At 34.8% G+C, this 22,038-nt stretch carries 16 protein-coding genes; 12 read left to right on the top strand and 4 right to left on the bottom strand.

Translation table 11 applies throughout. The features are described from left to right. Position 1: 1 nt before the first annotated feature. The 11 genes from DMB65_RS03025 to DMB65_RS02975 all read left to right on the top strand — a co-directional run bounded on the left by DMB65_RS03025 (position 2) and on the right by DMB65_RS02975 (position 16,852). Positions 2-2,143 carry a bifunctional aldolase/short-chain dehydrogenase gene (locus tag DMB65_RS03025; RefSeq protein WP_110305193.1) on the top strand — a complete coding sequence of 714 codons (2,142 nt, stop codon included), beginning with the start codon at positions 2-4 and terminating at the stop codon, positions 2,141-2,143. A gap of 217 nt (positions 2,144-2,360) precedes the next feature. Next, positions 2,361-3,635 carry a TIM barrel protein gene (locus tag DMB65_RS03020; RefSeq protein ID WP_110305192.1) on the top strand — a complete coding sequence of 425 codons (1,275 nt, stop codon included), beginning with the start codon at positions 2,361-2,363 and terminating at the stop codon, positions 3,633-3,635. Between the two features lie 170 nt (positions 3,636-3,805). After that, entirely contained in the window at positions 3,806-5,167 is a 1,362-nt protein-coding gene (locus DMB65_RS03015) for an FGGY-family carbohydrate kinase (protein ID WP_110305191.1), read from the top strand. 146 nt (positions 5,168-5,313) lie between these two features. Beyond that, the gene (locus tag DMB65_RS03010; protein ID WP_110305190.1) at positions 5,314-6,045 is read left to right on the top strand and encodes a (Fe-S)-binding protein; all 732 of its coding nucleotides are present in this window, start codon (positions 5,314-5,316) and stop codon (positions 6,043-6,045) included. Positions 6,046-6,216: 171 nt separating this feature from the next. Continuing rightward, positions 6,217-7,617: a lactate utilization protein B gene (locus DMB65_RS03005; RefSeq protein WP_110305189.1), complete on the top strand. Its 1,401-nt coding sequence runs from the start codon at positions 6,217-6,219 to the stop codon at positions 7,615-7,617. Then, positions 7,610-8,197: a LutC/YkgG family protein gene (locus tag DMB65_RS03000; RefSeq protein ID WP_110305188.1), complete on the top strand. Its 588-nt coding sequence runs from the start codon at positions 7,610-7,612 to the stop codon at positions 8,195-8,197. The genes DMB65_RS03005 and DMB65_RS03000 overlap by 8 nt, the downstream gene beginning before the upstream one ends. A gap of 20 nt (positions 8,198-8,217) precedes the next feature. Then, the gene (locus DMB65_RS02995; RefSeq protein WP_110305187.1) at positions 8,218-9,036 is read left to right on the top strand and encodes an SDR family oxidoreductase; all 819 of its coding nucleotides are present in this window, start codon (positions 8,218-8,220) and stop codon (positions 9,034-9,036) included. A 24-nt stretch (positions 9,037-9,060) separates the two neighbouring features. Next, positions 9,061-10,215 carry a mannonate dehydratase gene (uxuA, locus tag DMB65_RS02990; protein WP_230470597.1) on the top strand — a complete coding sequence of 385 codons (1,155 nt, stop codon included), beginning with the start codon at positions 9,061-9,063 and terminating at the stop codon, positions 10,213-10,215. A 158-nt stretch (positions 10,216-10,373) separates the two neighbouring features. Beyond that, positions 10,374-11,969 carry a family 43 glycosylhydrolase gene (locus tag DMB65_RS02985; RefSeq protein WP_110305185.1) on the top strand — a complete coding sequence of 532 codons (1,596 nt, stop codon included), beginning with the start codon at positions 10,374-10,376 and terminating at the stop codon, positions 11,967-11,969. 324 nt (positions 11,970-12,293) lie between these two features. Next, entirely contained in the window at positions 12,294-15,119 is a 2,826-nt protein-coding gene (galA, locus tag DMB65_RS02980; protein WP_110305184.1) for a beta-galactosidase GalA, read from the top strand. 878 nt (positions 15,120-15,997) lie between these two features. Then, positions 15,998-16,852, top strand: a complete 855-nt coding sequence (locus DMB65_RS02975) for a helix-turn-helix domain-containing protein (RefSeq protein ID WP_230470587.1) — start codon at positions 15,998-16,000, stop codon at positions 16,850-16,852. A 97-nt stretch (positions 16,853-16,949) separates the two neighbouring features. Here DMB65_RS02975 and DMB65_RS02970 read toward each other — a convergent pair whose 3' ends face one another. The 4 genes from DMB65_RS02970 to DMB65_RS02955 form a co-directional block, all read right to left on the bottom strand. After that, positions 16,950-18,320, bottom strand: coding sequence for a GH1 family beta-glucosidase (locus DMB65_RS02970; protein WP_110305182.1), 1,371 nt, complete (start codon positions 18,318-18,320; stop codon positions 16,950-16,952). Between the two features lie 200 nt (positions 18,321-18,520). Continuing rightward, complete coding sequence (locus tag DMB65_RS02965) at positions 18,521-18,814, bottom strand: DUF3861 domain-containing protein (protein ID WP_110305181.1); 294 nt, start codon at positions 18,812-18,814, stop codon at positions 18,521-18,523. Between the two features lie 15 nt (positions 18,815-18,829). Continuing rightward, positions 18,830-19,561, bottom strand: a complete 732-nt coding sequence (locus DMB65_RS02960) for a LytR/AlgR family response regulator transcription factor (RefSeq protein WP_110305180.1) — start codon at positions 19,559-19,561, stop codon at positions 18,830-18,832. After that, positions 19,558-20,610, bottom strand: coding sequence for a sensor histidine kinase (locus DMB65_RS02955; protein WP_230470586.1), 1,053 nt, complete (start codon positions 20,608-20,610; stop codon positions 19,558-19,560). Before DMB65_RS02955 ends, DMB65_RS02960 begins: the two co-directional genes overlap by 4 nt. Before the next feature lie 261 nt (positions 20,611-20,871). Here DMB65_RS02955 and DMB65_RS02950 point away from each other — a divergent pair, with 261 nt between their 5' ends. Then, positions 20,872-22,035 (top strand): efflux RND transporter periplasmic adaptor subunit, encoded by a 1,164-nt coding sequence (locus tag DMB65_RS02950; protein WP_110305179.1) that lies wholly within the window; start codon positions 20,872-20,874, stop codon positions 22,033-22,035. The last annotated feature ends 3 nt before the right edge of the window (positions 22,036-22,038 follow it).

Below are 22,038 nucleotides of genomic sequence, written 5' to 3'. Positions count from 1 at the left end.
AATGTCAAATATAAACACAAATAATATGACTTTTCAGCATGTAAGCTATCTTTGGGATGACGCTAAAGCTGCAGCACTGGCAGGAGACGAAGTTGCTCTTTTTATCTATCGCTCTAATTTATTGGGAGCTGATTTAAGACTTACCAATTATGGAGGTGGAAACACTTCTGTAAAAATCACAGATAAAGACCCATTGACAGGTGCAAGCTCTGAGGTAATGTGGATTAAAGGTTCTGGTGGAGACATCGGGACATTGACAAAATCAGGTTGTGCAGCACTGTATTTGGACAGATTGCGCAATCTTGAAAATGTATACAGAGGCATTGAATTTGAAGATGAGATGGTTGAGTTGTTTAACCACTGTATTTTTGATTTGGCTTCTAAAGCACCTTCAATTGATACACCTTTACACGGTTTTTTACCGTTTAAACATATTGATCACCTGCACCCAGATGCCGCTATTGCAATTGCGGCAGCAAAAGACGGAGCAAAAATCACAGAAGAATTATTTGATGGAGAAATCGGTTGGGTAGGCTGGCAGCGTCCAGGCTTCGATTTAGGACTTCAATTAAGAAGCTGTCTGGAAGAAGCTGATAAAAAAGGAAAGAAATTACGTGGCATCATGTTAGGTTCTCATGGTTTGTTTACTTGGGGTGATACTGCTTATGAAAGCTATATTAATACACTGGAAGTAATTGAAAAGTGTGCTGAATATTTAGAAAGTAATTACGGAAAAAAACGTCCGGTTTTTGGAGGTAAAAAAATCGACAGCCTTGCCGAAGCGGATCGTAAATTGAAGGCTGCTAAAGTAGCTCCGATTTTAAGAGGTTTCTGTTCTTCTGAGCGTCAGATGATTGGTCATTATACGGATGATGCAAGAGTTTTAGAATTCATCAACTCTAATGATCTGTCAAAATTAGCTCCTCTTGGAACTTCTTGTCCGGATCACTTTTTGCGTACTAAGATCAGTCCTTTGGTTTTAGAATTAGATCCAAACGAAGATTTATCAGATATAAATGCAATTAAAGCAAAATTAACTCCTGCGTTTGAAGCATACAGAGCCATGTATAAAGACTATTACAATGCTTGTAAAAAGTCTAATTCGCCTGCAATGCGTGATCCAAACCCAGTTGTGATTTTATATCCCGGAGTAGGTATGTTTACGTTTGCCAAAGATAAAACAATGGCACGTTTAGCATCTGAATATTATGTGAATGCAGTAAATGTTATGAAAGGTGCAGAAGCAGTTTCAGAATATACTTCATTGCCACATCAGGAAGCTTTTGATATCGAATACTGGTTGTTGGAAGAAGCAAAATTACAGCGTATGCCAAAACCAAAAGCTCTTTCAGGAAGAGTAGCATTAGTTACCGGTTCTGCCGGTGGAATTGGAAAAGCTATCGCTAAAAAATTTGCAGAAGAAGGCGCTTGCGTAGTGATCAATGATATTAATGAAGAGCGTTTAGAAGGTGCAAAAGCAGAATTTATCAAAGCATTTGGTAAAGACGCTGTTTCAAGTACGTTACTAAATGTTACTGACGAGGTAAGCACAGAAAAAGCATTAGATGCAGCTTGTTTAGCATTTGGTGGAGCTGATATCATTATCAACAATGCGGGTATCAGTATTTCAAAATCAATTGCAGAACACACACTTGAAGAGTGGGACAGATTATATGACATTTTGGTTAAAGGACAGTTTATTGTTTCTAAAGCCGGAATCGAAGTAATGCGTAAACAAGGTTTTGGTGGAGACATCGTAAACATTGTTTCTAAAAATGCAGTAGTAGCGGGGCCAAATAATCCTGGTTACGGTTCTGCAAAAGCAGCTCAGGCGCATTTAACACGTTTAATGGCTGCTGAGTTAGGAGCTGATAAAATCCGTGTAAATACGGTTAATCCTGATGCTGTAATCTCAGATTCTAATATCTGGTCTGGCGGATGGGCTGAAGGTCGTGCAAAGGCATACGGAATTACCGTTGAAGAATTGCCTGCATACTATGCGAAACGTACCTTATTAAATGAAATTATATTGCCTGATGATATTGCAAACGCATGTTTTGCATTTGTGGGTGGCCTGTTAAACAAATCAACAGGTAATGCTCTGAATGTAGACGGCGGAGTAACAATGGGCTTTTACCGATAAGTTGTTTAGTTTTTTTAAGTTTATTTAACAAAGTGGTTTTTGTTTTCTAACGTTCGATTCTGTCGGACGTTAGATTTTTTATGACATTCCTGATTTTATAAATAAATTTCCTAAACACATAAAATAAAAAAATAAGTATAAAAAAGTAACATAAATCAAGGTTTTACTTTGTAGAAATAGTCCTATATTGTAGACCGACCTTAATAAAAAAATAAGTATGATAATCCAATCAAACACTATCGCATCTCATAATGATGGTTTATTAAAAAAACATCAGAATAAATTAGTTTATACAGCTTCCGAAATTGCCGAAACCGAATCGATTATTCAAAAACTAATCGATTTTCAAATTGCAATTCCATCATGGGCTTTAGGAACAGGAGGAACAAGATTCGGACGTTTTCCAGGTGGAGGAGAACCTCGTTCTATCGAAGAAAAAATTGAAGATGTAGGTTTGCTTCACGCTTTAAACAATGCTTCTGGTGCCATTTCTTTACACATTCCGTGGGATATCCCAACAGATCATGCCGCTATTAAAAACTTAGCTGCACAGCATAACCTGAAATTTGATGCTGTTAACTCAAATACTTTTCAGGATCAGGCAAATGCAGAACAAACTTATAAATTTGGGTCATTACAAAATGTAAACAAAGCTGTTCGTAAACAGGCTATTGCCCATAATATCGAAGTGATCCAGCAGGGAATTGCTTTAGGTTCTGAATCGTTAACGGTTTGGTTAGCTGATGGATCTTCTTTCCCTGGACAATTAAATTTTAGAAAAGCATACCAAAATACATTAGAAAGTCTGGAAGAAATCTACGATGCATTGCCTTCTAACTGGAAATTATTTTTAGAATACAAATGTGCTGAACCAAACTTCTATTCAACTACAGTTGCAGATTGGGGACAATCTTATTCTTATGTAAAAAAATTAGGCGATAAAGCGCAGACATTGGTTGATTTGGGTCACCATTTACCAAACGCCAATATTGAGCAAATCGTTTCTTTATTGTTGATGGAAAATAAATTGGGAGGTTTTCATTTTAATGATTCAAAATACGGAGATGATGATTTAACTGCAGGGGCTTTAAAACCATACCAATTATTTTTGATTTTCAATGAACTGGTTGAGGGTATGGACGCCCGTGGAATGAATCATGCTAAAGATTTAGGCTGGATGATTGATGCTTCCCACAATATTAAAGATCCATTAGAAGATTTATTACAGTCAGTTGAAGCAATTATGATTGCTTATGCTCAGGCACTTTCTGTAGACAGAAAAGCATTAGAAATCGCTCAGGAAGAAAATGATGTGGTGAAAGCACAGGAAATTCTTCAAAATGCTTTCCGTACAGACGTCCGTGCATTGGTTGCAGAGGCACGTTTACGTTCAGGAGCAGCGTTAAACCCGGTTGATTTGTACCGTAGTCTTGACGTTAGAGGAAATCTAATTGGGGAAAGAGGATTAAAAACTATGGCTACAGGCTTGTAATTATGAGTTATGAGTTATAAGTTAACAAACTATTGTTGTTGATATTTATCGTTGCATATAAAAAACAAAAAACTTAGCTCAATACTATTGAAGTCTTCGGACGAAAATCATAACTCTTTAATTCATAATTTATAACTCATTACTCATAATTCATAACTCATAATTAACTAATGAACGTAGTTGCAATTTTTGATATTGGTAAAACCAACAAAAAGGTATTTTTATTTGATGAAAATTATAAAATCGTTTGGGAAAAATCAGTAAATCTGGACGAAACTGTTGATGAAGACGGTTTTCCCTGCGAAGATATTGATGTATTAAAGTGCTGGATTCTCGAACGATTATCAGAAATAAAAGAACTAAATAACTATGTTCTGAAGGCTATCAATTTCAGCACTTATGGAGCTAGTTTTGTTTATATTGATGCAGATGGCAATGCTTTGACTCCTTTATACAATTATCTGAAAGACTATCCCGAAGAACTGAAAAATGGTTTTTACAAAAAATACAAAGGTGAAGAAGTTTTTGCAGTAAAAACAGCTTCTCCTGTTTTAGGAAGCCTGAATTCCGGAATGCAGATTTACAGGCTTAAAGAAGAAAATTCGGAATTATTCGACAAAGTTAAATTTTGCCTGCATTTACCGCAATATTTAAGCTTTCTTCTAACCGGTGAAGCTTATACAGACATTACCAGCATCGGATGCCATACGAATCTTTGGAACTTTAAAAAGATGAAGTACCACAAATGGCTGAAAAACGAAGCTATTAAAGAAAAGCTTCCACCAATTCATCCCGGAAGTGATGTTATTAAAAAAGAAAATGATCTGTCAATAGGAATTGGCTTACATGACAGTTCATCAGCAATTATTCCTTATACCATCAATTTTACGGAGCCTTTCGTTTTATTGTCAACCGGAACATGGAGTATTTCTCTGAATCCTTTTAACAATAAACCTTTGACGTTTGAAGAGCTTAAAAATGACTGTTTGTGCTACATGCAATACACAGAAAAACCAGTAAAGGCAGCTCGTTTGTTCTCCGGTAATGAACATGAAATTCAGGCCAAAAGACTTGCAGAACATTTTAAAGTACCTTTTGATACTTTTAAAGAAGTTTATTTTGATAAAAAAATTGTATCAAATTTAAGAGCGGTAAATTTCCAAATTGTTTATCCTAAGAAATACGATTATGATATACTGAAAGAATGTCCGTTTCAAAAAAGAGACCTTTCGGTATTTAAAACTTACGAAATCGGATATCATCAATTAATGCTTGATCTCGTTGAACAACAGGTTTTTTCAACTAATTTAGTGATTCATAACAGCCCTGTAAAGAAAATTTTTGTAGATGGAGGTTTTAGTAAAAATTCAATTTTCATGAATTTACTGGCCGAAGCATTTCCGGATGTAGAGGTGTATGCCGCTTCAATGGCGCAGGCAAGTGCATTGGGTGCTGCATTGGCGATTCATCAAAACTGGAATCCAAAGCCTATTCAGAATGATTTAATTGATTTGAAGTTTTATAAACATTAAGATTATAGAGTCACAGAATAAAGGATTTAAAAGAAATATTTCACGCAGATTTAAGCAGATTTTTTTTTTAGATAATTAATTATAAAAATCTGCTTAAATTGTTCCAAAATCTGCGTCAAAAAATATTAAAAATAATTACCCAGAATATGAAAATTGGACTTTTTATACCATGCTACGTCGACCAGTTTTACCCCAAAGTAGGTATTGCAACCTACGAATTATTATTAAAATTAGGTTGTGATGTTCATTTTCCAATGAAACAAACCTGTTGCGGGCAGCCTATGGCAAACAGCGGCTATGAATATCTGACAAAAGGCTGTGACGCTAACTTTATAGCCAATTTTTCAGAATTTGATTATATCGTTTGCCCTTCCGGAAGTTGCGTTCTGCATGTAAAAGATCATTTGCATGATGAAAAGCAGGAAAAACTGGCTTCAGAAATGCGTAAAAAGGTTTATGAATTAACAGAGTTTATTACTGATATTCTAAAAGTTGATTCTATAGAAGGGAATTTTCCGTACAAAGTAGGAATGCACGTAAGCTGCCACGGACAACGCGGGCTTAAGCTTTCACAAATGACAGAATTAAACGCACCTTTTTTTTCTAAACCGGAACAATTATTAAGCAATATTAAAGGGCTGGATTTGGTTTCATTAAGAAGAAAAGACGAATGCTGTGGTTTTGGAGGAACTTTTTGCGTTACCGAAGAAGCTGTTTCCGTAAAAATGGGACAAGACCGTATCAAAGATCATGAGAAAAATAATGTTGATTATATTACCGGAGGTGACATGTCCTGTTTAATGCATCTGGAAGGAATTCTGAGAAGACAAAACAGTCCAGTAAAAACCATTCATATTGCTGAAATATTGAATTCGTAGAAATTAAATTTAGCGAATAGTAATTAGTGAAGAGTGATTAGTCTATTGATTTAATAAAAAAGGAAGTTATTTTAATTACAACATTTGGGTTATTTAGGATGTACTTTTTAGAACTAATTACTAATAACTATTTACTAATCACTAATTGATTGTTTTCAAAAAAATATAAAAATGTCCTCAGAAAAAATAATATCACATAGCGAAGCTTCAACAATTTTCAATAAAGACATTGAACGTGTAAACTGGCACGATGAAACGCTTTGGTTTGTCCGTGAAAAACGCGACAAGTCTGCGCATCAAATTCCGGATTGGGAATTGCTCAGGGAAACGGCTTCACAAATTAAAAATAATGTTCTCTCCAATATTCACGACTATTTAGTAGAATTTGAAGCAAACGCTCAAAAAAACGGAATAACCGTACATTGGGCTGCTGACGCCAAAGAACACAATGAAATAGTACATGCTATCATGGTGAAGAATAATGTTAAGCAAATGGTGAAATCCAAATCCATGCTTACAGAAGAATGCCATCTGAATGATTATTTAGCAGACAAAGGTATAGAAGTTATTGATTCTGATTTGGGAGAATATATCGTACAGCTTCGTAAAGAACCGCCAAGCCATATTGTTTTGCCGGCTATTCACCTTAAAAAAGAAGATGTAAGTGAAACTTTCCATGAGCATTTAGGAACCGAAAAAGGGAATTTCGATCCGCAATATTTAACGGAATCAGCACGCCAAAGTTTACGAAACACATTCTTAACCAGAAAAGTAGCGTTGACAGGAGTTAATTTTGCTGTTGCAGAAACAGGAGAATTTGTAGTTTGTACGAATGAAGGAAATGCTGATATGGGGGCGCATCTTGCTGATGTACACATTGCCTGTATGGGATTCGAGAAACTGATTCCGCAACGTAAACATTTAGGCGTTTTCCTTAGATTATTAGCGAGAAGCGCTACCGGACAGCCAATTACCACTTTTTCAAGTCACTTTAAAAAACCTAGAAACGGACAGGAAATGCATATTGTGATTGTAGATAATGGCAGAAGCACACAATTAGGAAGGGAAGATTTCAGAAATTCATTAAAATGTATCCGTTGCGGAGCTTGTATGAACACTTGCCCTGTTTACAGACGAAGTGGAGGACATAGCTATCATAATGCAGTAGCAGGACCAATTGGTTCTATTTTGGCTCCTAATTTAGATATGAGTAAAAATGCCGATCTGCCTTTTGCCAGTACACTTTGTGGTTCCTGTACTAACGTCTGTCCTGTAAAAATTGATATTCACGATCAATTGTATAAGTGGCGTCAGGTATTGGTTAAAGAAGGTCATACACCTACAGCCAAAACAATGGCAATGAAAACGATGGCGACGGTTTTAGCCAATCCAACAATTTTTAGTATTGCAGGAAAATCGGGTAGGTTTGTAATGAAAAATATTCCTGCGTTGGTTAATAATAAGATGAACAAGTGGTTCGACCAGCGTGAAATGCCGGCTGTTCCTGAAGAGTCTTTCAGAGAATGGTACAAGAAAAATTCACGAGAATCTAAAGCAAAGGATAATGAATAGCAAGGCTGAAATTTTAAAAAAAATAAAACAAAACCAACCACAGAACACTACGGATTTACCGGATTTAGAGCTTTTAAATTCGGACAACCCTAATGTTTTGGAAACGTATAAGACCGTTTTGAAAGGCATAGGGGGAGAAACTGTTGAAGTTGCAGGTTATCAGGATATTTTAGATTTTATCCGAAACAATTATTCACCTGACAGGAGAATTATCACCACTATTCCTGAACTTTCTGAGGTGGCTTCTTTGAATTGGAAAAATGATGATCCACATACACTTCAGGATGTTGAACTAGCTATTATAAGCGGACATTTTGGTGTTGCTGAGAATAGTGCTATCTGGGTAACGGATGACATATTGGGGCAGCGAGTAGCTCCATTTATAGCGCAATATTTAGCTATCATTATTAAAAAAAGTGATATTTTGGCAACAATGCAGCTTGCTTATAAAAAAATTGGAAATCTTGAGTATGGTTTTGGGACTTTTATTGCAGGACCATCAAAAACAGCAGATATCGAACAATCTTTAGTGTTGGGCGCACACGGCGCAAGAGGATTAATTGTATTTTTACTGGATTAAAAAAACTAAAAGAAAAAAAATTGAAAACAGATTTTGCATTAAACGGAAAAGTAATAATTGTTACCGGAGCAACCGGAGTATTAGGTGAAGCTTTTATTAATGGTATCGCTGCTGCAGGGGGTATCGTAGGTGTTTTGGGAAGAAACGAAAAAGTGGCCAATGAAAGAGCTGAGTTAATTGTCAAAAACGGAGGAGAGGCAATAGCGTTAATCGCTGATGTGACCATTGAAAGTGATTTAATAAAAGCCCGTGACCTTGTTCTATCTAAATACGGAAAAATTGATGGCTTGGTAAATGCTGCCGGTGGAAATATACCGGAAGCTGTAATCCAGTCAGATCAGGATATTTTTAAACTGAATATGGATGCTTTGCAAAAAGTGATGAATCTGAATTTATTCGGAACACTTTTGCCTACACAGATTTTTGGTGAAGTAATCAAAAACAGTGATGGTGTAGGAAGCATTGTAAACATCTCATCTGTAGCAACAGAGCAGGCTATTACAAAAGTTTTGGGATACAGTCTGGCAAAATCTGCAATTGATTCTTATACTAAATGGTTTTCTGTTGAACTGGCAAAACGATACGGTGATAAAATCAGAATGAATTCTATTGTTCCCGGATTCTTTTTGACAGAACAGAACCGAACGCTATTGACAAATCCTGACGGAAGTTTAACTGAAAGAGGAAATTTAATCATAGCAAATACCCCTTACAAACGTTTTGGAAATCCTGATGAATTAATAGGAGCTTTGATTTGGCTGCTTAGCGATGCCTCGAAGTTTGCTACAGGTTCAAAAGTGACCATCGATGGCGGGTTTACAATCTTTAGCGGAGTATAATTTAAGAAGACAATTATGAACAGAATGACACAAACCTGGAGATGGTTCGGTCCAAATGATCCGGTAAGTTTACAACATATCAAGCAAACGGGTGCTACCGGAATTGTAACAGCCTTGCACCATGTACCCCATGGTGACGTATGGACTATTGAAGAAATCAAAAAGAGAAAAGCAGAAGTTGAAGCATACGGTCTGACATGGGATGTGGTAGAAAGTATTACAGTTCACGAAGATATTAAAACCAGAACAGGCGATTATCAGCTATATATCGAAAAATACAAAGAAAGCATTCGTAATGTTGCAGCTTGTGGTATTAAAATTATTACCTATAATTTCATGCCGGTTAATGACTGGACAAGAACACAGTTAGATTATAAAATGCCTGACGGTTCAGAAGCCTTATATTTTAACTGGGTGGATTTGGCAGTTTTTGATATCTATATCTTAAAAAGAGAAAATGCAGAAAACAGTTTCCCTGAAAATATCGCTGTGAAGGCAAAAGAACGTTTTAATTCGTTAAACGAAGAACAATTACAGGCACTTTCAGATGTGGTGATGTTTGGAATCCCCGGAGAAAAAAAGATGGCCGTTGCCGATATGCAGGCAAAGTTAAAACCTTATAAAAACATTGACAGAGCAATTTTAAGAGAAAACCTGAGTTACTTTTTAAATGAAATTTGCCCTGTTGCTGATGAAGTTGGAGTAAAATTAGCCATTCACCCGGATGATCCTCCTTTTGATATTTTGGGATTGCCGCGCATTGTAAATTCAATGGAAGATTATGATTTTATCCTTTCAAAAGCACCTTATAAATCAAACGGAATTTGTTTTTGTACAGGTTCTCTTGGAGCATCAGAAAAGAATGATTTACCTGAAATAGCAAAAGCTTTAGGCGATAAAATACATTTTATTCACCTGAGAAATGTCCGCAGGGACGAAGAAGGTAATTTTTTCGAAGCAGATCACTTAGATGGAAACGTAGACATGTATGCAGTAGTAAAAGAGTTGTTGCTGATTCAAAAAAACAGCAATATTTCAATTCCGTTCAGACCGGATCACGGACACCAAATGTTAGATGATTTAGGAAAAGTAAATAATCCTGGTTATTCGGCTATTGGAAGATTAAGAGGTCTGGCAGAATTAAGAGGTCTTGAGGAAGGTATTATTCGATCGTTGTAAATTGTATATTATAAGTATAACTTCAACATTTATAGTTGTTTAATTTAGTTTTTATCAAGTTATTGATAAAGTAAAAATAAGTCATATAGGGACATTTAATTTTAGATGGACTTATATGACTTATTTATATTAAGGTATTTTAATTAAAAAAAGAGAAAATGGAAATTAATAAAAATCACTCGGCTTTACTATTGGCATCTATTTTTTGCATCAGCATAATCAATACAGTTTGCTCACAGAAACACAATATCAAAAATGACGTTTTTTGGAATACAAAAGACGGACAGCCATTAAATAGTCAGGGTGGAGGTATTTTTAAATTTTCAAAGCCGGTTAATGGAGTGCAAAAATATTATTGGTATGGTGTTCAGTATGAAGAAGCGAATATGTATAGAAATGCTCCACATATTACTTTACCCAATGCTACTTTTAAATCGGTTACCTGTTATAGTTCTACAGATTTAGTGAATTGGACTTTTGAAGGAGATGTAGTAACCAAAGAAGAAGCAAATAAGTCAGGAAAAACCTGGGTTGGCCGTTTAGGAGTCGCTTATATGAAAGAACTGAATAAATATGCCATGTTTGTTCAGCATGGAAGTGAAGTATTGATTACGCTATCTGATTCTCCAACAGGGCAATTTAGCTGGCATCAGAAAATCAATATGGAAAAAATGATTGGAACCAGTAATACCGGCGATCAAACTGTATTTACGGATGAGGATACCGGGAAATCTTACCTAATCTATTCTTATGGGAAAGGAAGAAATAAGATTTATGTTTCAGAAATTGGTATCATAGAAGGAAAAGTAAACTTATTAGACTGTACGCAGGTTTTTAAGGGTGAAAGCCGTGAGGGAAACTGCATGTTCAAATACCAAAACAAATATTATATGTTTGCCTCTAATATTTATGGCTGGGATGCTTCACTTGCCTATTATTTAGTTGCCGATGATATAAAGGGACCTTATCTTCCTATTAATGAAATGCTGGTTACAAATGGAGTTTCTGAGGATTTCGCACACGTATCACAGACTGGTTTTTTCTTTTCTGTAAAAGGAAGTAAGCAGGAAACAATTGTGTATTGTGGTGACCGATGGGCAGATTTTGCAGGAAACGGATTAGGCTATAACCAATGGTGTCCAATCTCCTTTGATGGACAAACGCCTTATTTTAACTCGCTGAACTCCTGGAATATTAACGCCAAAACTGGTGAGTGGAAAGTAGCCAAAGACAATGATTACGTTAAAAATGGCAGTTTCGAAGCCGATCGCAGGCATATTCCGAGTCCTGTTAAACCTGTACAAACAGAATTAACGGGCTGGACGAATGAGGTTATTGAAGGAAATAAAATCGGGTTGGATACTTTAACTTCTCCGGTAATCAATTATTTCAATACTGAAAATGACAGGAAGATCGTAATAGGCGAAAAAAGCTTAAATATTAATGACAAGGTTAATTTTAAGAGAAAAACGTTTCAAACCATCGTTTCTTCACCTTATGTAAAACTCGAAGATGGATCGTATACGCTTACTGCCAAAGCAAAGAACACCAAAGGTTTTACCAACTTAGAAATGTATGCTGTAAGTAATGGCATAAAACTTTCATATAATATAAAAGAAGAAAATGCATCATGGAAAACCATAATCATAAAAAACATAGCTGTTAACGAAGGAAAAGTTGAGATTGGTTTCCTTGCTGATGGTACTGCAAATGCTTCTTGCCAGATCGATGATGTTTCATTGGTTAAGAAATAATTTTCTGTACAGAGTTTCTAGTGAGATTTCTTCTTTTGGTCGAAATGACAAATTGTACAGATGATGATTTTTTTAAAGAAGCTAATCCCGCTATCCGTTTCAATCTTTTATGGCGAACCCCGCCACAAAAGGATTTTCACTGCTATCGGGGCTAGGGCAATCGTTTTTTCATAAGAATATTTAAAAGAAGAAAAAGTGAATTTACAATTCAGCATTTAATCACTAAAATTGATTTAGACTTTGATAAAATACTATTAATTCTGGTGATGTAAAAAGGGTATATTTATCACCTTTAAATAACTATCAAATTAACCGGAATTATTTATGAAATCTATTACTCTTAATCGATTTTTTCTCTGTTTTATTTTTTTTATATCCTTTTATATTTCAGCACAAAATCAGTCTGAAAGAGATTTGACTTTAATTGATAAAGACTGGCGTTTTTCATTTGGTCATTTGTATGATACCCAGAAAGATTTTAACCATGCAACAAGCTATTTCTCCTATCTGACGAAAACCGGATTTGGTGATGGTCCTGCCGCTCAGAATTTTGATGATCGTGCCTGGAGAAAATTAGATTTGCCTCATGATTGGGCAGTAGAACAGCCTTTTAGTGAAAAAGGAAGTTTTAGCCACGGATTTAAAACAGCCGGAAAGGGCTTTCCTGAAAAAAGTATTGGCTGGTACCGAAAAAAAATCACTATTCCGGAGGCTGATAAAGGGCGAATGATCTCTTTGAAATTTGATGGTGTTTTTAGAAATTCTAAGGTGTTTTTTAATGGTTATTTCCTCGGAACTGAAGAAAGCGGTTATAATGGATTTGAATACGATGTCACAGCTTATGTAAATTACGGAGGAGAAAACACGATTGTAGTTCGTGTTGATGCTTCGATGGAAGAAGGCTGGTTTTATGAAGGAGCCGGTATTTACAGACATGTTTATTTACAGAAAACAAATCCGATTCATGTTGCAGTAAACGGAACTTATATAACTTCAGAAATTCAAAATAAAAATGCAGAAGTTACAGCTCGGGTTACAATCGAAAATAAAGGAAATTACAAAGGAGAAATCGAAGTTATTCAAAGCATTTTAGATACCGAAGGAAAACAAATTGCAACAGTTTCTGAAAATATTACTGCTCCTGATTTTTATAAAACAGCCCATTATACTTCAAAATTTAAAGTCAATAATCCATTATTATGGGATCTTGAAAATCCAAATTTATATCGTTTGGTAACACTAATTAAACAGGAGAGAAAACCAATTGACCGTTTTGAAACGACTTTCGGAATCAGAACTATAAAATTTGATGCTGAAAAAGGTTTATTCCTTAACGGAAAACCGATAAAACTAAAAGGGACAAACAATCATCAGGATCACGCCGGAATAGGAACAGCCCTGCCTGACGAATTACAATACTACAGAATTAAAAAGCTGAAAGAAATGGGTTCGAATGCTTATCGTTGTTCACATCATCCGCCAACACCGGAATTACTTAAAGTTTGTGATGAGTTGGGCATGCTGGTTATAGACGAAACCCGTTTGATGGGAGTTAATGATTATCATCTGAATAATTTGAAACGAATGATAGAACGTGACTATAATCATCCAAGTGTTTTTTGCTGGTCGGTAGGGAATGAAGAGTGGAATATTGAAGGCGGAATCGTGGGCGAACGAATTACAAATGTCATGCAGGGATTTGCGAAAAGTATTGACCCTACAAGACCAGTTACCGTAGGAATCAGTAGTGGTTTTAAAACCGGGATATCTTCTGTAGTCGAAATTATGGGGTATAATTATATGGGGAACGGAGACATAGATGCTCACAGAAATGAATTCAGACAACAGCCTGGAATGGGTACAGAAGAAGGTTCTACCTTTGCCACACGAGGCATTTATTTTACTGATGATGACAAACATTACCAAAGTGCTTACGACAAAAAACCACGCCCGTCTTTTTACAGCATTGAGGAAGGCTGGAAATTTTATGCCGAAAGACCTTATCTGGCAGGAATGTTTATCTGGACTGGCTTTGATTATCGAGGAGAACCAACACCTTATGGATGGCCATCGGTTACGTCATATTTTGGAATGATGGATGTTTGCGGTTTTCCAAAAGACAATGTTTATTATTTGAAATCTTGGTGGGGAAAAGAACCGGTTTTACATATTATGCCTCACTGGAACTGGGCAGGAATGGAAGGCAAAGAAATTGATGTTTGGGTACATTCAAATTGTGATGAAGTCGAACTTTTTCTAAACAAAAAAAGCCTGGGAAAAAAGAAAATGGAATTAAACAGCCATTTAGAATGGAAAGTTAAATATATTCCGGGAACATTAGAAGCAATTGGATATAAAAGTGGTAAAAAGGTGCTTACAGAAACCAAAAAAACAACTGGAATTGCTGAAAAGATAGAACTTACTGCAGATAAGGAAAATGCTTCAAACGGAAATGTTGTGGTGGTAACTGTTGCAACCACAGACAAAAAAGGATTGTATGTGCCAACTTCCAATCATGAAATAACATTTTCTGCAAAAGGAGGAAAGATTCTGGGTGTAGGGAATGGTAATCCGACATCTTTAGAAAATGATCAATTTATTGATAATGTAGATCTTGTTTCGATTACAAATTTTGAAGAGAAGAAATTAGCCTCTGCGAATACAGACCGGATACCTTCTGAAGGAGATAATAGCTGGAAGGAAGCTTTTAAAGACCGTGATTATAAAAACCAGGCTCCGGCGTATGTTTATCGTGGTAAATTTGAATTAAAAAACAATCTGAAAACAAATACAGTTAACTTTTTTCACAAAAAAATAGGCACAGAAACAGTAGTTTTTGTAAACGGAAATAAAGTTGTTCCAAGTACAGAAGATAATCAAAAGTATGTTTTGAACAGCAACGTTTTAAATCAGGGAACAAATACGATTCAGATTATTGCAACGCCTTTGCAAAAAAACAAAGACTGGGATGTAATGAATACAGATCCTGGAATCATTCAGGTGATAACGCCTGCAGAATCATGGAAAAGAAAACTGTTTAACGGATTTGCTCAAATCATTGTTCAAAAAGATGGAAATGCTAATGAAGTTGTTTTATCTGCTTCAGCCAATAGTTTAAATCCGGGAACATTAGTTATTTCTAAGAAGTAGGTTTTTGGTTTAAGTTATACCTTATATAATTCATTTAAAAGTTCGATATTCTCTGGAATAACTCTGATATAAATACAAGCTAATTTTATTAGGCTCTATTGACTACAAAATCATCATTTCACTAATCCTGCAAGGTCTTTTCGACCTTGTAGGTATAATTTAAGCCTATTATAGTTGAATAAGTAAGAAATTTAATCTTTTTTCATATGTTGTTAAAATAAAATAATTTATCTTTGGTTTGTTAATGTATTGGTATATAGGTATATATTGCCTTTTTGTTCATGTGGAATTTTAATACATCAACGTTAATACTAAATTAATTACCAATTTAAACAATAACACAAATGCCTATTAAAAGAAAGATTGTGCATGTAGATATTGGTGATCGGTGGTATGACGACCGTGATACCTTTTCCTCCTGGAATAGTAAAAAAGTTTACAAAACTTGGATTAAGGCTAAGTATACTTTTCAATGGCTTAATAAATCAATTCTTTTTAATTGAACTCAAAAAGACATATAGGAATGTATTAATACGGATTAAGTTATTATGATGGATATTCTACTTTCACTTTTCTTTTTTTTAGCTATAATACTTGGGTTTGCAACTTCATTTATAGTCCTTTTTTCGAGAAATAATTATTCAAAAAGTTTTTTTCTGGGATTATTTTTGTTGAGTCTGGCTGTAGTTAGTATATATAGTTTTTATTTATCGGCTATTAGTTTTAAAAATTTACCCAGTTTATTTATACTTGCTAAATCTTTCCTGTTTTTAGTAGCTCCTTCGGCCTTTTTGTATATACGAAGTGTTTTGTTTTCAGATAAAACATTAAAAAAATATGACTGGCTACATTTTTTGCCTTTTTCAATATATTTTAGTTTGACAATTTTTGTCTGGATTGGTAGTTATTTTGACTTCAGGTTTATCGACTTTCCTTCAGATAAAACAGATAGCCCATTTTCAATGCTGAGCCTCACGATTTGGTTATTTTATGCTTTTTGCCAAACGATGATGCTTTTAAATTATGATCCCAAAAAAATTGAAGAAAATAAGCTGTGCAGAATAAAGTTATTAGGCTGGATAAGAGTCTATAATTTGGTAATATTATTTTTGTTTTCAACTCTTTTTGTACATCACTTTTTAATTAGTGAAATTGATGGAGTAGATTTATCATGTTATATCCTGCTATCATCAGTACTTATTTTTACAGTTGGCTGGCTTTATTTTAAACCGCAAATTTTTAATGATTCAAATTATTCATTAGATAGTTTTAATTTTATAGATGGTAATTCACAAATTACAAAAACTATTCAAAATGAAAGCTCGCTTCCCTTAATAAAAGAAATCTCACAAGAAAAAAAAGAAGAATATTTATTGAAACTCAATACGGTTTTTTCTCGTAAAAAACTTTTTTTAAAAAAAAACTTTGTAATTCGGGATCTGTCTGATGAAACCGGTATATCAGTAAATAATCTTTCTAATTTAATCAACTCAGAATTTAATCTTCATTTTCAGGATTTTGTAAATCTTAAAAGAATAGAATATTTTAACGAAAAGGTCAACGATCCCGAGTGGAAAGATCTGTCTCTTGAAGGTATGGCATGGGCAGCAGGTTTTAAATCAAGGAGCACTTGTTTCAGGGCTTTCGTAAAGCATACTGGAAAATCACCTTCCGAATATTTTAAAGTCGTCCGGAAAAATCCTGATAAGTCAAATTTAAGTATTCAGAATTAATTCAATTGAAGATGTGTAATTCTTTTGTTTTTAGGGTTTTAAAAACAGATGCTGTATGTTAAATTGCGGCATAAAAAAGGATTATATAAATACTGAGTTATAAAATTTCTTTATTTTTTTCTAAAAAATCCCGAAACCAGATTCCTGATTGTTTGATAGTTCTTTTTTGAGTTTCAAAATCAATGTAAACTAATCCGAACCGGGCATTGTAACCCTCGGCCCATTCAAAATTATCAGTAAGGCTCCAGACAAAATAGCCATCAGCTTTACATCCTTCCTGTTTTGCTTTAAATAATTGCTCTAAATGGTCTTGTATATAATGTGTTCGCTTAATGTCATATACTTTTCCATTTACTACTTTATCAGGAAATGCAGCACCATTTTCGGTAATTATAATCTTTTTAATTCCACTATAAGAATTAAATTTTTGTAATATGTGGTATAGGGCAGGAGGGTAAATTTCCCAACCCATTTCAGTCGATATAACATTTCTTTTTTCTGCGCTTACTAATTCAGCCCCAATGTACGGAGTAAGTAAGGACGATTTGACTATTTCGCGGGTGTAACACTGTAGCCCTATGAAATCAAAGTCAAAAGCTAAATTGTCAAGATCATCTCCCTGAATATAATTATTAAGTTTTTTAAGAACCGGCAAATCATTTTGAGGATATCCCAGTCCCAAAATCGGTTCTATAAAAGTTCTGTTCAACAACGTATCAACACGTTTAGCAGCCTGAATATCTGAAGGTTTATCTGAGAATGGTTCAATATGTGTGCAGGAAAAGGTAGTACCAATATTGGCCTCAGGAATGTTATGTCGTAGCTTTTTTGCCCCTGCGGTCGTAGCTAATGTTACATGGTGTATTGCTTTTAAATAATTCGTTATGCCTTTTTTTCCCGGCGCATGAATCCCAAGAAAATAGCCAGCACCTGTAAAAACAGAAGGCTCGTTGATAACCATCCAGTTTTTTACACGATCTCCAAAATGCTGTGCACATACTTCTGTATAATCTGCAAACCAGGAAGTACATTCTCTGTTTGTCCATCCTCCTTTAATTTCGAGAGCATGTGGTAAATCCCAGTGGTAAAGTGTAACCCATGGTTCGATTTTGCATTCCAGTAAAAAATCGATTATTTTGTTGTAGTACGCTATTCCTGCCTGATTGACAGGATGAAGACCGCTGGGCATAATGCGCGACCAGCTAATAGAAAACCTGAAATTCGGAATATTCAGTTCTTTTATCAAATGGATGTCATCTTTATAGCAATTATAAAAATCGCATGCATTTATAGCATGATGACCATTTTTTATTTTACCTTTTTGACGGGTAAAAACATCCCATATCGAAGGTCCTTTTCCGTCGGCGTCATGGGCTCCTTCTGTTTGAAAAGCTGCAGTAGAAACACCCCACAGAAAATCTTCACCAAACTGGTCTTTATTTAAAAATGACTTCTCTAATTTATTCATTCAAATTTACTATCCTGATTGTGAAAATTAATGAATGAAAGAAGAATGCATAGCTCTTAAAAAAAGCCATTCTTTAAATGAAATCAGGAAATTTAAGCTTAAGAATTTCATAACTATTTGTTTTATTCAAATTAAGAAAATAAATATAAATCTATAGTAACCTTAATGTTATCAAATAGTTAACTTGAAAAAAGTTTTGTTTATAAACTTTTCAGCTTTTTCATGAAGGCTGGAAATACTTCATTTATTTCATCAAAAAGAGGATTATGTCGATGTTTTAATTTAATTTCTCCAAATAATTTTAAGCCTAGTGCAAATTGAGTCGCTTCGGATTCACTATCAAATAAGTTTTTAGCTTTTATTCTTTCGATGATGCTAAAAATTTCATCGTGGTTTTCAAATTCAATTCCAAGTTCTTTGGCGGGTTTTGTTTCTCCATTTGCATATTCTTTTAAGCTTAATGTGAGATAATATTTGTTTGATCTTTTTTTCATGTTGTTGTATTATAGTTATTTAAGCCATTTTTCAAGTATAGTTCGAAATGCTTCTTTATATTGTTCACCTACAGTAATTTCAGTTTTTCCAATGAAAACAGAATTTTTGCTAATGCTATTTATTTTGTCCAGAGAGACAATGAAAGAACGATGAATTCTCATAAATTTTGTGGATGGTAATTTTTCTTCCAAAGCTTTTAAAGAGATAAGCGAGAGTATCGCTTTATCAGAATCTACGAAATGAACTTTTACATAGTCTTTTAAACTTTCGATATACGATACCTCTTTTAAAGAAATCCGGACCCATTGATACTCAACTTTTAAGAAAAAAAACTCATCATCTCCTGTAGCGTATTGGTAAGAATTTAAACTTTCGTCATTAATTTGCAGGACTTTATTGGCTGCACGTAAAAACTCTTCATAGCTAAAGGGTTTCAAAAGATAATCAACCGCATTTACTTTATAACCTTCAATTGCATAATGATTATAGGCAGTTGTGAAAATTATTTTCGGAATAGGTACGGGATGATCTTGTAAGAGTCTTGCCAGTTCCATTCCGGTGAGATTAGGCATGTTTATATCCAAAAAAACAAGATCAGGCTGTTTTTCACGAATTAAACTTAAGGCTTCAACTGCATTATCGCAACTACAGCTTAATTGCAGAAAAGGGGTCTGTTCGATAAAAGTTTCGACTAGTTTTAAAGCCAATGGCTCATCATCTACTGCTATACATTTTAATACTGTCATTGCTCTAAAGTTATCTGCAGTTCAACTTCATATTTTCCGTTATTGTTTATACCACAGTTTATAATATGTTTTTGAGGATAAATAAGTTGTAATCTGCGTTTTGTATTCGTTAAACCAATTCCGCCAGGTTCTGTATTGGATGTTTTTTCGAAGAAAGTATTGAGTACTTCGAATGTCATATTGGCGTCATATTGTTTTAAGGTTATGATAATTTCGCTTTTTTCAGTAGCATGTACCCCATGTTTAAAAGCATTTTCTACTAAAGGTAATAATAACATTGGTACGATTGGGTAATCGTTTAGCTTTTCAGGTATGTTTGTCATAATATTCAACTTGCTGTTGGCACGAAGTTTCATTAAGGCAATAAAATCTTTGAGGAATTCAACTTCTTTGAGTAATGTTGTTCTTTCACCTTCGGTGCTGTAGAGTAAATAGCGCATCATTCTGCTCAAAGTATGCAGTGCATTTCTGGAGTCTTCGATATTATAATAGGTAAGAGAATAGATGCTGTTTAAGGAATTAAAGAAAAAATGCGGATTAATTTGTGCTTTCAGCATAGCCAGCTCAGCCATTGTTTTATCCTGTTCCAGTTTTTGCTTATGTTGTGCTGCTTTTTGCCAATATTGTAGCATTGACCAGCTGGTACTAATTCCTAAAACCAATAATGTGAGCATAAAGACGTAATTGTCAAAATATGGATTTCTATATTTTTTAAAACCTATGACTTCGCTAACTTTGGTATGTACACCAGTTTGCGAAGAAAAAAAATAAGCAATAAGCTGCATGGCAAAAATCGCCAGAAAGGCCCAAACTAAAAAAGGTGTGGTGTTGTCTTTAAAAATAGTTTTTGGAACAATGATTTTGGCATTAGAATAAAATAAAAGAATTAATAATATCAGGACGATCACCTGCCAAAGCCAAAAAACATCCGGAAGAACGACGTTCCATGCCAAAGGGATATAAAACAACATAACAAACCCCAGTAATAGCCAACCCAGAATATGAAGTCCGGCAAATAAATAGGGTTTTAGAAAATTTGGTGCTATCATAATTTATGATTTTAAGACAATATTACATTTTATTTAAATACCAATAAAAAGCAATCGCCGAATATAGAATTACACGCTTTATAAACCATTTTATAGCCGACGGAGGCGAATTTAAACACTTGTTTAATAAATCATAAAAAACCATCGGCTGTAAAGTTATCTCTATCGATTGTACTTAGCTGCTCGTCTATTTGGGAAATTTTGTTTTGCTTATTTGCTTTATTTTGTTCGAATATAATCTATAATTATACCTTTTTCAAAATGAACAAGCAATCTTTTTTAAGCATCTTTGCTGCGTCTTTTATCATCGTTTCATGCGGAAATAAAGATGATAAATCTGCTCAGGCCGGCGGTGCGTTACAAGTTAAGGAATATAAAACACTAACTTTAGAAACTAAATCAGCTACCTTATATACTGATTTTCCGGCAACTATTCAGGGGCAGCAAAATATAGAAATCCGCCCAAGGGTTGAAGGTTATATCGACAGGATTTTTGTTGATGAAGGTGCAGTAGTCAAAACGGGGCAGCCTTTATTTAAGATTAGTGCGCCGGAATATGAACAAGAAGTCCGAACAGCATCAGCAAGTATTAAAAGTGCACAGGCTTCTGTTAGTGCCGCAAAATTAGCAGTTAACAAAGTAAAACCTTTGGTTGAAAAAGGAATTATAAGTAAGTACGATTTAGAGTCGGCACAATATAACTACGAGTCAGCAATGGCTACTTTAGCGCAGGCAAATGCAGCTTTGGTAAATGCAAAAACCAATTTGGGATATACAACCGTAACCAGTCCGGTTAATGGGGTTGTGGGGTCTGTTCCGTTTCGTTTAGGAAGTCTGGTAAGCTCAAACACAACCGATCCTTTAACTACAGTTTCAAGTATTGGAAACGTTTACGCCTATTTTGCATTGAATGAAAAGAAGCTTTTAAACCTCACTCAAGGTAAAAGTCCCGGAATTACTTTAGCACAAAAAATCAAGAATATGCCTGAGGTCTCATTACTCCTTTCGGATGGTTCATTATACGCTGAAAAAGGAAGAATTGAAACCGTAAACGGATTAATTAATACAGAAACGGGTACCGTAAACATCAGAGCTCGTTTTTCGAATCCAAAAGGGATTATCAGAAGCGGAAGCAGTACAACAGTGCAAATTCCAAATGTGATTAAAGAAGGAATTATTGTTCCTCAGAGTGCAACATTTGAGCTTCAGGATAAGATTTTTGCAGTAACAGTAGGAAAAGACGGAAAAACCAAAAATGTCAATATTACTGTCCTGGATGACACAGCAGGCAATTACTATGTGGTGACAAGCGGCTTAAAGGCAGGCGATCAAATTGTATTGGAAGGTGTAGCTTCATTAAAAGACGGAAGCCAAATAAAACCTCAAAATCAGAATCAGAAAACAGTTTATACTGACTTAAAATAAAAA

The organism is Flavobacterium cheongpyeongense, from assembly GCF_003202435.1.
In the GTDB taxonomy this organism is placed as follows: domain Bacteria; phylum Bacteroidota; class Bacteroidia; order Flavobacteriales; family Flavobacteriaceae; genus Flavobacterium; species Flavobacterium cheongpyeongense.
This window is presented reverse-complemented; position numbering and strand designations above follow the sequence as displayed.

Bases quoted from the DNA above. Each gene is read 5' to 3' on its own strand.
- DMB65_RS03025 (WP_110305193.1), top strand. From the start codon at position 2: ATGTCAAATATAAACACAAATAATATGACTTTTCAGCATGTAAGCTAT.
- DMB65_RS03020 (WP_110305192.1), top strand. From the start codon at position 2,361: ATGATAATCCAATCAAACACTATCGCATCTCATAATGATGGTTTATTA.
- DMB65_RS03015 (WP_110305191.1), top strand. From the start codon at position 3,806: ATGAACGTAGTTGCAATTTTTGATATTGGTAAAACCAACAAAAAGGTA.
- DMB65_RS03010 (WP_110305190.1), top strand. From the start codon at position 5,314: ATGAAAATTGGACTTTTTATACCATGCTACGTCGACCAGTTTTACCCC.
- DMB65_RS03005 (WP_110305189.1), top strand. From the start codon at position 6,217: ATGTCCTCAGAAAAAATAATATCACATAGCGAAGCTTCAACAATTTTC.
- DMB65_RS03000 (WP_110305188.1), top strand. From the start codon at position 7,610: ATGAATAGCAAGGCTGAAATTTTAAAAAAAATAAAACAAAACCAACCA.
- uxuA (WP_230470597.1), top strand. From the start codon at position 9,061: ATGACACAAACCTGGAGATGGTTCGGTCCAAATGATCCGGTAAGTTTA.
- DMB65_RS02985 (WP_110305185.1), top strand. From the start codon at position 10,374: ATGGAAATTAATAAAAATCACTCGGCTTTACTATTGGCATCTATTTTT.
- galA (WP_110305184.1), top strand. From the start codon at position 12,294: ATGAAATCTATTACTCTTAATCGATTTTTTCTCTGTTTTATTTTTTTT.
- DMB65_RS02970 (WP_110305182.1), bottom strand. From the start codon at position 18,320: ATGAATAAATTAGAGAAGTCATTTTTAAATAAAGACCAGTTTGGTGAA.
- DMB65_RS02965 (WP_110305181.1), bottom strand. From the start codon at position 18,814: ATGAAAAAAAGATCAAACAAATATTATCTCACATTAAGCTTAAAAGAA.
- DMB65_RS02960 (WP_110305180.1), bottom strand. From the start codon at position 19,561: ATGACAGTATTAAAATGTATAGCAGTAGATGATGAGCCATTGGCTTTA.
- DMB65_RS02955 (WP_230470586.1), bottom strand. From the start codon at position 20,610: ATGATAGCACCAAATTTTCTAAAACCCTATTTATTTGCCGGACTTCAT.
- DMB65_RS02950 (WP_110305179.1), top strand. From the start codon at position 20,872: ATGAACAAGCAATCTTTTTTAAGCATCTTTGCTGCGTCTTTTATCATC.